A 13,226-nucleotide genomic window follows, 5' to 3' on the forward strand; every position below is an offset into this window, starting at 1 on the left:
ACAGCGATTGGATGTTTTTTTGAGTTTAAATCCCTTATACCGTTTCTTTGTGAAGCTGCATATAATTCACCCCCTGGCTATCGCCGTCTCCCCGATGGCTTGGCTACGGTATATACACAAGTCTCAAGTAGTTGATGAATGCGGATTTTACCCCACCCTAACCCTCCCCTTGCAAAGGGGAGGGGACTAGATTTTCTTGTTTCCCCCCTTGGCAAGGCTACCGTGTATACACAAGTCTGAAATAGCTGATGAACCAAGGTTTTATCCTACCCTAACCCTCTCCTTGCAAAGGCTACGATGTACACACAAGTCTTTCTCACCCCCTCTAACTCCCCCTTGCCAAGGGGGAGAACCGGATATTTCCCCCCTTTGCAAGGGGGGACTAAGGGGGGTAATTTGACTTGTGTATACACCGTAGCCAAGGCATCGGGGGGACTACAGGGGGGTATTATTTTCAATTGTGATTTTTGAATTGGTATTTTTCGAGTAACTCTTTAACTTGAGCAGCGACTAAGGGATGTGGATCTTTTTGTAACTGGGGGAGGATTTGCAGGAGAACACGATGTGAAACCATGTTCAAGTATGCGATCGCAGCTTCCCTAACAAAGCCAGTTGGATGACGCAAACTCACTAAAATCTCAGAACTGGTCAGTCGGATGCGTGTAACTTGAGCATAATGAAAACAACAAGCTAGACACCAGTCAGAAAGGAAGTTCCCCAACATCAGCAATCTGTGGAGGCGATCGCTAACCACCATATTTTCATATTCTACAATCTTGGCTTCTATGAGATATTGTAATTTTTCTGACTGTGGTCGGTTATCTAAAATATTCAGCAATAAAGACTTTGAAGACAAAGTTACGGTATGCTCTAAGATTTCCAACCCCCGCGCTAAGTTTACCACTGAGAGCGATCGCAGATTAAATGCTGCTGCCTGCATCTTTTCTGGCGAATAAAGCAGTCTCAGTAACAGTAGCAGCCGTTCCTTGACATCCAATTCCAATTCTAGAAGGGCGCGTTGCAGTAACTCAGAGACAATCACAATCCTCTCACTGGATTGATGATTTTCTTTTTGGTCTAATGTTTTAAAGTCAATGTATGCAGCATAAATTTCACCTAAAAACTTTAATTCCTGCTTGATTAAATTTTCTACCCGACTTTCATAAAATCGATCTACTAAACCTGTAATTCCTGGTTGTTTATGTATTTTTAGTAAGCTGCGGAGAATATGATCTCTCGTAATACCCCAAGATGCCTCTAAGTTTTCCCATAAAGTCTCCAATGCTTCCTGAGTGCCAACTTGAGCAATGGTGCGCCAAGCATACATCCGCACTACTTCGGGTTTGTAAATATTCGTAGCCAACCGCAACAGCATTTCTAGAGCTTCATTTTCTAATCGCATTAGGGCTGACATTGCTGTACTGCGGGTTGATTTGTAATAAAGTGCTGCAATCAGTGCTGAATAGTATTCTTCTAAATGGGTTGCTGCAATCATTTCCAATACAGCACAGCGCACCCGCAATGACTCATCTTGTAATAAATTTGGGATGTGAATCCGCAACGCTTGCAAATAAACTGCTTCTCTGAGCGCTCTGACTCCATTTACCCGTTCGCGTTCTTGCTTATGAGTCAGCATCCGGCGCATGGTTTGGGTAGCTGCTACCTTTTGCATGGGTGTTCCCTGGCGTAAGACTAAAGCGGCTGCGGTAGCGCGGATAAGTGAGTTTTGGCGGGGGTGTAAATATCCTTCTAAGAGACTTAAGTTGGGATTTGGTTCAGCTAACCAAATGTAGCGCAGTGCTAAAGCAAAAACTTCGGGGTTAGTTTCCTGGGATTGTTCTAACAAAGGACGGATGGCGGCTAGATAAGCCGGATTTACACCTCCCGTCAGCATCACTTCCAAACTTTGGCGCTGCAAATCTGGGGTTAACTTCACTAGTAGCGGTGCTAAAACTTCCGCTGCTCCTTGGGAATCAATTTGGGCTAAAAGTTCAATACAAGAGCGTTTATCAGCCTCGCTGCCTTTTTCTGCTAAAGCTTTGACTACTCCCTGCTTAAAGAATCGTAAGCCCACATTAGTTGCACTCAAGTGACCCCGTGCCACACTCAAAACTAACAGTTCAACATAGCGCGATCGCAATTCCCAAACTACTGTTAAACAAGTGCCAGCTATCAACATTGTCTCTGCTACCAACACCCACTTTTGCAGTGATACGGGTACAAACCGCTCACAAAACAATAGAGTTACAAAAATTACCGCTCCTGTCAAACCTGTAGCGATCGCTTCGGCGGTTCCACCAGATAGAGTCTGCATCCGGCTGCGAATTCCTTCTGGAATCGGTTGGTACAGGATGGGGCCGCTACTCATGACAAAGGTGTAGCGCAGAAGTTCATCGCAGAATTTAACAATTATCAGACCCCAGAAAAAGCTTTGCGATTGCAAAGCTGGAATTAAATGCAGTAATACCAGCATTCCCGGTAGTGCAAAGCCGACGGTGATTGGTAAAAGCGTGGCGGTGAAAAATACTCCCATCCGTTCGATAAGTCGGCTGGAAATAAACCACTGCAACAACAACTCACACAGCCCCAACATCCCACCAAAAAGACCCAAAAAGCTAGCAAGTTCTCGGTCACTCAAATTGGATTTGAGTTCGCGCAGATATTGAAAATCTATTAACAACCCAATGACTTGTAACAAACCCACAAAGGCAAACAACTGCCAAACATAGCGCTTCAGCGGACTTTTGAGAAAACGCGCTCGTGAAGCTTGTTCTTCAGGAATTAGTTTTTGTGGGGTTTCAGGAAAAGCTGCTCGATAGTGATGAGTTAAATAGAATAGAATCCCCGATCCGAGTAAAATCATTACACAGGCGATGAGGATGATCTTATTCAGCGTGGTGTATTGTAGCAGCCACGGCAGACTAAAGCCACTGATTACATCTGCTACTAAAAGACCACTACTGACTAGTGGATAAGTGCGCTTAATCTCCCGAATGTTAAATATTTGGTTGGCGACGATGGAGGTGTTGAGGTCATTGACCACATAAAGCGCATCGACCCATAGCCGCAGTAAAAATACCGAAATCACTGCCAGGTAGGAAAAATGCGATCCCCAACGTAATACAACTAATAAAACTAATGGCATCAACATACAAGGTGCGATCGCCACAATCACCTGACGTAAGGGAAAAATCTTTTGCAGCCACGAGTATAAAAAAACCAGTCCCGCACTCATTACGGCACTGGCAATATACATCCACGGCAGTAAATTAGTCCCATATTCATCCAAAAACAGCGCCACCGTGCTGTCCTCTGCCCACCGCAATCCTACAGATACAGTTGTATAGAAAAGGAACATTATCTGAGTTCGCTCACTCTCCTCTGGTCGGAGATTCACCCACTGTAGTAGTCGTGTCAGAGCACCTTTATTTGCAGCCAACCAGTAATTTTTCAGTTCCATGCAGTTTTATTTTCTGGTAGTATCACCGCGTAATGGGAAGCGGAGAAGCAGGAGGACATGAGGAAGCAATAGGTTCGGATAAGCATTTTGAACTCAGAATTACTTTTGGGGAAAAGGTTACTGGGTTTGGGTTAAAGATTTTTTCTTCCCCTTTCCCCTTTCCCTTTTCCCCTTTAACTGAACCGTCTCGCCTCATCTCCTGGAAATAGCAAAAGTCCTGAGCAACTGAGTATTATGTTTCCCACTCAGCCTTCAGGACTATCGATTTTAGATAAATTTAAATGACCTGAGAGTTTTGGGTGTACATCTTGTATCCAAACGAAAAATCCCCTGACTATAAGTCAGGGGATTTTCAAACTAGGTCTATTAATACAGTTAGAAGATTATTTTTTAGGCGAGATGAGCATCATCATGTTTCGCCCTTCTTTTTTAGGCGCTTGTTGAAGCTCACCAAATGGCTCCAAATCCGTTGCCATTCGCTTGAGCAAATCTTCTGCTAGGTCGCTGTGTTGAATTTCTCGACCCCGGAACATCACAGTCGCTTTGACTTTATCGCCATCTTTCAAAAAGCGCTCTGCTTGCTTAACACGCACGTTGTAGTCGTGTTCTTCAATTTTGTAGCGCATCTTAACTTCTTTGACATCAGCTGTGTGCTGCTTTTTCCGGGCTTCTCGCGCCTTTTTTTCCTGCTCAAACTTGTATTTCCCGTAGTCCATAATCCGACAAACCGGTGGGTCAGCTTTGTCACTGATTAGCACCAAATCTAGCTCTTTTTCTTCTGCTAGTTGTAGTGCTTCCTGTGGGGGCATAATTCCCAACTGGGCGCCGTCAGTGTCAATGACCCGAATTTTCGGGAAGCGAATTCGTTCGTTAATTTGGGGCAGATCGCGAGTTCTTTTCTTCTCAATCACAGCCATTATGATTAGTGGGAGCTCTTAATGAAGGATTTGGTGTGGTCTAAATTGGTATGCCTCAGTAGGCAAAATACAGAAGTAACTCAGGACTGAAAACATAGTCTCCAGTTCTAGGGTAACTAATCTATAAAATAGTTGCCTCGTTGTATTTGTCATTTTACTCAGTCTGAGAGAATTTCTCTGCAATAGTTAATCTAAATTACACAACCTAGACTCATATTAAATATTATTACAATTATTTAGCAAGGCTTTTTGCGATGTCTACGACGGGCTACGCCTACGCAGCAGCAATTGGCTTGGGGGATTGAACAAGAGGCAAGGGAGCAGGGTGCAGGGTGCAGGGGGAACAGAACAGAAAAGGGATTCGACCTATTCCTGTTCAATAACCACTTATGAGAAGTAGGGGACTCAGACCCATATTCCCCCCTTCATTCCACGACAGGATGAAGGGGTCATTTCCCCCCGCTCCCTGCCCCCTGCCCCTGCCTCTTCATTGAGTCGTCTGTGGGGCCGTTCAAACTGATTTTGGCACAGTCAATTATGCCAGCCTGTGCGATCGCCTTATCCAAAAAAAGCTTGGGTGAAATCCGTCCTTCTCACGATGATTTTCTTACACTCAGCACCAATGACCAATGACCAATGACCAATGACAAATGACCAATTGTTTATTTGTCACTCATAATCGAGGCATTTTGTAAAGTCGCCAAACTCCTACTTCACTATGGCGACAGCCTGATCAACGGATCAGGTAAATTAAGATAAGTAAAGAAAACGCTTTGAACTAAATGGCAGCTCTAAGCTTACAAGAAATTTCTACTCAGTTAGAAAGTCCGAATTTACGCGATCGCATGGTAGCCCTTGCTAATCTGCGTAATGTTCCCCCTGAAGATGCAGTCCCTTTAATTAAAAAGGTACTGGATGATGAATCTTTGCAACTGCGATCGATGGCAATATTTGCCCTCGGAATCAAGCCGACGCCAGAATGTTATTCAATTTTGGTAGGAATTCTCGAAAATGACCCAGATTATGGTATCCGTGCTGATGCCGCCGGTGCTTTAGGATATTTAGGTGACGCTAGAGCCTTTGAAGTGCTGTCGCGGGCATTTTATGAAGATACTGATTGGCTAGTACGCTTTAGTGCAGCCGTTTCTCTAGGTAACATTAAAGACCCTCGTGCCCGTCAAATTCTTCTTCAGGCATTGGATAGCAAAGAAGTAGTGTTGCAACAAGCTGCAATCTCTGCACTGGGAGAAATTAAAGACATTGAGTCTGTTGATAAGATCCTGCGCTTCGCCCAATCAGATGATTGGTTAGTAAGGCAGCGTCTAGCAGAAGCCTTGGGAAATCTTCCCACTCCCAAGAGCGTTTCAGCTTTAAAATACCTGGAAAAAGACAATCATTTCAACGTTGCCGAGGCAGCCAGAATTGGCCTCAAGAAGCTTGAGGAAATAGGCAATCAAGCTTAATATTAAAGCCTCCTGCTACCTTTTAATAATAATTAAGTGAGAATTTTAGCATTTTGATGCAGGGTAATTTCATTCATGAATATTGAAGAGTTTTTTCAGTTAAGTGCTGGTAAATGGTTTTCTCATCGTACTAGTCAACATTTGGCTTTTAACCAATCGGAACATAGCAAGTCAGATATCATCATTGAGACATTGGTAGTAGATCACCCAGAAGTGATCAAACTGTGTCAACAGTACAAAATTAATCCTAGTTCTGCTTCCTGTGCTACCAAAATTACCTGGAACGGGACAATGGACAAGGATCAAGCAAAACACAGTGGTTCAACTATGTTAGTTTCGATACCTGACGCGGATAATCCGACCCAAGGCAAATTGCTGCGAGAAATAGTTGATGGCAATAAAACTCCGGTTGCCGGACGCTATAAATTTGACAGTGATGATGCTTTGATTCTAACTATAGAGGATGAAAACATCTACTCAGAGGAGCGCCTGTGGTTTGCTAGCCCCAATTTGCGGATGCGGGTGAATATCCTCAAGAGTTTTGGTGGATTTAGTATCACTTCCTTCACTTCTGAGATTCGCATGGGTGGATTTCCACCAGCCGCGAAGACTTCGGAAGCGGCTAACTCAGTATCTAGTTAGTTTGATGTGTAGCTTGGGTTGAGGAACGTGACGCGAAGCGGCTTCCCGTTCGCGTAGCGTCTCCGACAGGAGAAGGGTAACCCAACATTTTTCGGGGTTTGTTGGGTTTCGCTGTTGCTCAACCCAACCTTGTACCTTAGAAAGAGTAGTAGACCGTCCTAAACTTGGTCATAATAGACCCCTTTGTAGCACGGATTACTACAACAATCTCCTAGACAGAACTCGAACAGTCGCCGGGGTCAAAACTTTAAATACTGGTATTTAAAGTATACAGTCCGCATCGTCAAGGATGAGTGTAATCAAGGGGATGAATTCAACATATTGTTGAGTAATGTTGAGAAAAAAAATGGGAAATATCTCTGTGTGGATGTTTTTTGTTAGCGATCGCTTAACCTTCAAGACAGTCGCTACTGTTCTTCTTAACCCAAGGGTATTGGCTTAGTACCCACCACCAAATTTTAAAAGACTTTTTCCCAGTCCCCAGTCCCCAATTGTGGATGTTGCTTATAAACAAAGGTAAATTTGTGGAATCCTAATAGACCAAGGGTGTCACACCGCGCATTTTACGTAAAGAATTTATACAAGCAGGACAATCGCAGTTAAATAAGTCGGTTGCCATATCGCTTTCTTCGTTATTGAACTCCAGCATGGGAACATTTTCTTGAGAAAACTCTATTTCCGACTGATATTTAGGAATTTGAGCCAATACAGAAGCCCTTGCACACACTAATCCCACTTTATGTTTATTGCGTATACAAGATAGTCTGTCTGTGGTTTTGGCTTCTGGTTGTGGTTCTACAGCTTGTGCTTGATTGAGCATTACTCCCATAGAGAGAATAGAGCTAATCAGTATAGGAGAAGAAAGCAAACTCAGTATGAATTTGTTCATTAGTTTCCTTAAAAAACAATCTTGATCGCTCAGATTATCCGATTAAATCTTACAGTGCAAGTAAACCTGCATCAGGAATTACTTTAACTTAGAAGCTCGTAAGTACCGCCGTGTTCCAGCGCCCGTTGGTAGGCTGTTTGAACTACGAAGACGCGAAGAAAGCGGAGAAAAACCTTATTTTTATGTCTAGACCTTGAAAGGCTAATCTTAACTACAGCAATTCTACTTACTGTCTACCTTGCTCTTGCATTTCTTGCTGACGCATAGGCATAGCGTCAATTTCCTCAAAAATTGCTGTCGCCTGCACTGGTTTAGCATAACTGCGCTTCATACCGCCATCCTTACCCACCAAAATCACACGAAAACTTTCTTTGTCAACCTCAAAGCGATCGCGTAATTTGGCAGCAGAAGACTCATCTATTGGCTGTTTGTTGGCATAGCTTTCATCAGTGGATAAAACCTGAACTAGGACTAGATCCCGATCTGCAAAACCGCTGTTATGCTCTTGCAATAGTTGCATTTGCTGTTGATAGGTATGATTATCAATAGACGGTGCAAAAACTAGTAGCACGCGGTTTTTCCATTTTTGGTGACTGAGGTTAAATGAAGACATTTTGATGGCATGATTAGTTGAATGTTGAATAATATCAGCTTTGCTAACTGGTGACAGTACTATACACACTAATAGGTTAATGGCAATTAATGCTGAATTATTCATGCTTAATTTTTATCTGTTTTCTCTACTCTTAAACTATCATTAGTTACCCAATTTTTTATCTATCTGTTGATGGTTTTTCTTGGTATTAGAATTAGGTTGATACCAATCACTCAAACTATAACAGGCTGATGGGTGATCAAAAAATAGTTTGAGAGGTTGTTTGAAAAGTGTTTTACTGTGACTTTAGGTACTTTTAGATCGCCCCTAACCCTCCTTAAATTAAAAAGAGGGAAACCGGAATCAAAGTCCCCCAACTTATCGAGATACTTAAAGGTATCTAAAAATTTTGATACCGACAATAAGATTTTTCAAACATCCTCTGAAAATATCAAATATTACCCCTCAAAACCCAAACAGTTTTGAGGGGCAAAGTTAAGTTTAAATTCCAGGTTTAAAAATCAAGGAGAGTCACGTCTCGATATTTATGTTTGCCGAGGCTATTTAATGAAAATTAGAATTGTGTCGGATCAAATTCATAAATTCCTCGCGAGTCCGCACATCTTCTGAAAAAACGCCGCGCATTGCACTAGTAACAGTCCAAGAACCGGGTTTTTGCACACCACGCATTACCATACACATGTGGGTTGCTTCTATTACCACTGCAACGCCTTGGGGTTTAAGTAATCCTTGTAAGGCGTCAGCAATTTGCACAGTCAGACGTTCTTGAACTTGTAAACGTCGTGCATACATTTCGCAAACACGGGCAATCTTAGATAGTCCTATTACTTTCCCATTTGGAATGTAAGCAACATGAGCACGACCAATAATCGGCAGAATATGATGTTCGCAGGAACTGAAAATATCGATGTCCCGAACCAATACCATTTCATTGGCATCTTCTGTAAATACTGCTCCGTTTAGCAGTTCATCCAAAGATTCATGATATCCTTTTGTGAGAAACTGTAAGGCTTTCATTACCCTTTTTGGAGTATCTTTTAGTCCTTCGCGGTCTGGATCTTCTCCTAATCCAATCAGCAAAGTACGCACAGCCTGCTTCATTTCGGCTTCTGTTACAGTTTGCTTTTGCCCAGTCGCTAAAGATGAGAGTACCTGATCAGCAGAAGTTAGATCGGGACGAATCGATAGAGTCATTTTGTGAGTTCTGTGGGAATGTTTGGTAAATCAGCCTGTTGTCAGATGTCGGTTGCGATTGACTCCTGACTCGTAACTAAGTGTAACATAACTTTACACTTCTTAATCACACCAAACATTTTGTCAGCTTAAAAACCAATAAGTTTGGGTTAAGGGCTAATTGTACAAAATTGTGGGTTTTCGAGACGCGATAAATCGCCGTCTCTACAAGTGTTTTGGTCTTATCTGAACTGTATTGGCTTATAAACACACGATGCCCAAAGAGCATACTTTGAGCTAATTTACCATGTCCCTTATCGTGAAAGGTAGCTGTATAACAATGGTGTATTTTTGTCAATATATTACTACCGGAACTTACTAGAAATTTTCTAGCGATCGCCTTCCACTTTCTCTCGCAAAAAGAAACAGCACTTTGAGAGTTTGTAAGAAGTCAATTTTTAAGCAACTTTACACGATTAGTTATCTAATATTAAATACTTGGACATAATTCTTATATTTATGTTTATTATTTCGTAGCTTTAATAAGTTTAAAAATTAGTAAAATCTTAGGAAGCCAGAAGATTTAAATAGTTTCTTGTGGCGCTAATCAAAACAGAATTCAGGAGTCAGGAGCCAGAATGGGCTAAACGCCCATTCTGACCTCTGAATTCTTCTTCAATACACATGTTTTAAATTCGCAATCACATATAAATATAAAACAATACGGTTCAGTTAAGCCTTTTTTTCTCCCCCTGCTTCCCCTGCCTCCCCTGCTCCCCCTGCCTGCCTTAACAGATAAATTTCCTTAACTGAACTGTATTGAAATATAAAAAAGTCCGCTTTCACGGACTTAAGTAAGGGCTTCTGTCACTTTTCTCGGCTACAATCATGTATGAATCATGATATTTTTATTGTTGATTATTAATTCAAAAAAAGCAAGCTTTTGAAGCTATTTTAATAGACCTAAGTACTTGAATTATATCCTTTTATAATAACTCTTAAAAATTTTCATGTGGAATTGTATCATCGTGTTTTTTATGATTTTTCTAGACGAAAGAGGTTTAGAATAACATCAATTTACTAACTTATACAATTTTCTTGGGACAAAAGACATATATATATGTCTTTTGAAACTTCAGTATTTACAAGATTTTTGCATTAAAAAGGTAAAGGTGGTCAGGTATAACAGCCCCAGGAAGGAATTCCCAATCCTGGGGTTTTATTATGCGATCGCTTAAAGTGGATTTAAATCGGTATAGCGACGTGGCGTATAAACCCAGATACTACCATCGTTGCGCCTGATGGTTCGGGTTTTTGTGGAACCAACAATAATAATTGTCCGCATATCGGCGGTTTCTGGGGCTAACTGGTCAAGTGCGATCGCTTTCACCATCTGTCCTGGTCTGCCGAGATTTCGTGCCAATACTACTGGTGTATCCGGTGTCCTATGTCGCAGCAAAATATTTCTCGCTTCTGCCAGTTGCCAGGTACGCTCTTTGGAAACAGGATTGTAGAAAGCAATGACGAAATCAGCTTCAGCAGCAGCGGCAATTCGTTGTTCGATCGCAGCCCAAGGCTTCAAGATGTCAGAGAGGGAAATAGCACAAAAGTCATGTCCAAGGGGCGCACCAATGGCTGCTGCTGCTGCTTGCATAGCGGAAATACCTGGTGCCACATGAATGTCGATAGTGTCCCATTCGGGTTTAGCATAGCGATCGCATACTTCAAAAACCGCTGTTGCCATTGCATAGATACCTGGGTCGCCAGATGAAACTACAGCTACATATCGCCCAGATGCGGCCAAATCAAGAGCCATCTTCGCCCGTGCTTCTTCTTCGCGGTTGTCGGACTCATGTCGTTGCTTGCCATCAGCCAGAGAACCCACTAAATCTAAATAAGTCTTATAACCCACTAGGTCAGTTGCCGACTTGAGTATCTCCTTCACTTCTGGAGACATCCATTGCGAACCACCGGGGCCCGTGCCAATAATTGCTAACCGTCCGCGTGGCTGACCAATGGTATTAGAGTCAATTGGTTGGGAGGCAATGGCGATCGCAATGTGGGGAGATGGAGATAAGGGGGATGTGCCTGTGGCGGCGATCGCTGCGGCTTGGGCGGGGCTATAACCTTGTGAAAGTAGACTTTCTAACTGATTTGGGGTGAAAAAGTGGGCAGGCACTTTGAAGGCACTAGCTAGGGCATGGATTGTGGGATCGGCAGCGGCGGTGATGGGTGCAAATATCCCGGCGACTGATGTTCTTTCGAGTGCAGCATCAGCTAGTAGCTGCTGTACTAAAGCGACTGCATTATCTTTATAGCCAATAGTGTCACTAATTGCGATCGCGATCGTTGCTGGGTGGTAAACAAGACAGTTGGCTGTAGGAGTCACCAAACGTTCCGTAACTTGGATAGTCAAATCTCCCTTTGGGTCTATAGGCAGTTTACTATCGCTCAACCAAGGTGCTATTCCTTCTAGCTTTACTTGCGCCCCCGCCAGCAAATCTGAGATAAATTTCTTCGCATCGTCTGGGTTTGCTAAATGGTATCCAGGGGGAGGAGACAACAGGGTTGTACCCAAACGTAAATCGCCGGTAGTGGTAATTGCAGCTTTGACATCAAGGGCTTCGGCAATGCGGCGTGCCAAATCGTTTACCCCACCAAGTCCACCCAAGAGGGGAACAACAGCGCTACCATCTTCAGCCACAGCTAGCACTGGTGGTTCCTGTCGTTTATCGGAGAGTACAGGAGCTAGCGTCCTAATTAAAATACCGGCGGCACAAATGCCAATCAGCGGCCTTCCCTGGACAAATAAATCGCGCAACGTCTCGCCAAAATTCGTGAAGCTGACATCAACCCCAGATGTGCGACCCTCTAAACCGTATAACGTCGCTCCTGGTAAGACGCTGATTATTTTGTGTGCTACTGTGACGCTATTTTGACCTAGTACTACAATGGCGGGTGCAACCTTCATCATCTCTTAATTACAACTTATCTCATAACTTAATAGATTAATTATGAACAAAACTTGGAAAAAAAAATGCATGAATTTCGCTACATTATTTCTGAGATAGATCATCAAGACAATCATCATATTTCAACGCATTGAGGTTGGGAGCAAAAAAATGAAATATTTCTGTCGCCACATCTAATTTAGGAATAAAGTTTGCACAAAATGATTATTTAAAAACCGCTGGATTAGTGTAAATAAAGTGTTACGAATCAAACTTGTCATCAATTAACCCTCTACTAAGAAACTATTCTGTTTTCTTAGTAGAGGGTTAGGTTTTAAAATTTAACTAAGTTCACCAAAAAGTTTTGTGGTTTAATTTGAGATTACAAATTTCCAAAGCTATTCAACTTTTTCATACCAGATACCTACTCTCTCAAAAGCACCATAAGCAAGCTTCAGAAAATTCATCACTCTCTGTCTCCCAATTATCCCAAATTCTTTATACTCTCTCGCCTCCGCAAACGTCAGTCGATTTTGGTCAATTATGTTTCTTTCTTTATATGCTAACTTCGGGAAATCTATGACTTTTATCTTATATTTTTCTACTATTTTCTGAAAGTTTGAATCTGACTCTATATGTTCCCAGTCATCACACAGCCCTAAATTTCTCACCAGAATATGAGGGATTATCTCACCGTATGTATTTACTGATTGAGCAAACAGGTTAATGCTGTCGTATCCTCCTGTCGATACAAACCATTTGCAAAACATCACTCCCTGCGAACTCCCTAGTTCAATTAATTGATTAGAATCAATCCACCCTTGTACTGCTCTATGCGATTGTGCGGGTAAATTTACAATTACTGGCTTTTCTATCGCCCACTCAAATATTTTATCTGCCTTATCTGCCTGTCGTTCATTCTCACTAAACACAGCATACTTACATATATTCTTATACACTTCTGCTACATCTGGATTCGACCTATCTGTGTCCACTGGTACAAACGGGATTTTCTTATCCAGACAATACTGAATCATTGTTCTGGTAAAGAGAGATTTCCCTACCCCGCCTTTTTCACCATCTACCAAATGAATCGTCGGCATTACAGCAACCTT

General features: G+C 42.3%; 10 protein-coding genes. 3 read left to right on the forward strand and 7 right to left on the reverse strand.

What is annotated here, in order from left to right:
* Window positions 1-454: 454 nt before the first annotated feature.
* On the reverse strand, window positions 455-3,460 hold the full coding sequence (locus HUN01_RS07415; protein ID WP_181930726.1) for an MFS transporter: 3,006 nt from the start codon (window positions 3,458-3,460) through the stop codon (window positions 455-457).
* A gap of 383 nt (window positions 3,461-3,843) precedes the next feature.
* A complete protein-coding gene (gene infC / locus HUN01_RS07420; RefSeq protein WP_104908867.1) occupies window positions 3,844-4,377 on the reverse strand; it encodes a translation initiation factor IF-3 in 534 nt (177 codons plus the stop codon).
* Between the two features lie 501 nt (window positions 4,378-4,878).
* Here infC and HUN01_RS35995 point away from each other — a divergent pair.
* The 3 genes from HUN01_RS35995 (at window position 4,879) to HUN01_RS07430 (ending at window position 6,482) form a co-directional block, all read left to right on the forward strand.
* Complete coding sequence (locus HUN01_RS35995) at window positions 4,879-5,010, forward strand: hypothetical protein (RefSeq protein WP_257798111.1); 132 nt, start codon at window positions 4,879-4,881, stop codon at window positions 5,008-5,010.
* A gap of 149 nt (window positions 5,011-5,159) precedes the next feature.
* Window positions 5,160-5,840 carry a HEAT repeat domain-containing protein gene (locus tag HUN01_RS07425; RefSeq protein WP_181930727.1) on the forward strand — a complete coding sequence of 227 codons (681 nt, stop codon included), beginning with the start codon at window positions 5,160-5,162 and terminating at the stop codon, window positions 5,838-5,840.
* Between the two features lie 75 nt (window positions 5,841-5,915).
* Window positions 5,916-6,482: a phycobiliprotein lyase gene (locus tag HUN01_RS07430; RefSeq protein ID WP_181930728.1), complete on the forward strand. Its 567-nt coding sequence runs from the start codon at window positions 5,916-5,918 to the stop codon at window positions 6,480-6,482.
* A 532-nt stretch (window positions 6,483-7,014) separates the two neighbouring features.
* Here HUN01_RS07430 and HUN01_RS07435 read toward each other — a convergent pair.
* The 5 genes from HUN01_RS07435 to HUN01_RS07455 form a co-directional block, all read right to left on the reverse strand.
* The gene (locus HUN01_RS07435; RefSeq protein WP_181930729.1) at window positions 7,015-7,371 is read right to left on the reverse strand and encodes a hypothetical protein; all 357 of its coding nucleotides are present in this window, start codon (window positions 7,369-7,371) and stop codon (window positions 7,015-7,017) included.
* A gap of 226 nt (window positions 7,372-7,597) precedes the next feature.
* Window positions 7,598-8,089 (reverse strand): DUF4174 domain-containing protein, encoded by a 492-nt coding sequence (locus tag HUN01_RS07440; RefSeq protein ID WP_181930730.1) that lies wholly within the window; start codon window positions 8,087-8,089, stop codon window positions 7,598-7,600.
* A 441-nt stretch (window positions 8,090-8,530) separates the two neighbouring features.
* The gene (gene folE, locus HUN01_RS07445; RefSeq protein ID WP_181930731.1) at window positions 8,531-9,181 is read right to left on the reverse strand and encodes a GTP cyclohydrolase I FolE; all 651 of its coding nucleotides are present in this window, start codon (window positions 9,179-9,181) and stop codon (window positions 8,531-8,533) included.
* Window positions 9,182-10,394: 1,213 nt separating this feature from the next.
* A complete protein-coding gene (gene cobJ, locus HUN01_RS07450) occupies window positions 10,395-12,134 on the reverse strand; it encodes a precorrin-3B C(17)-methyltransferase (RefSeq protein ID WP_181930732.1) in 1,740 nt (579 codons plus the stop codon).
* A gap of 375 nt (window positions 12,135-12,509) precedes the next feature.
* A complete protein-coding gene (locus tag HUN01_RS07455) occupies window positions 12,510-13,214 on the reverse strand; it encodes a P-loop NTPase family protein (RefSeq protein WP_181930733.1) in 705 nt (234 codons plus the stop codon).
* Window positions 13,215-13,226 lie beyond the last annotated feature (12 nt).

Source organism: Nostoc edaphicum CCNP1411 (assembly GCF_014023275.1).
Classification (GTDB): Bacteria; Cyanobacteriota; Cyanobacteriia; order Cyanobacteriales; family Nostocaceae; genus Nostoc; species Nostoc edaphicum_A.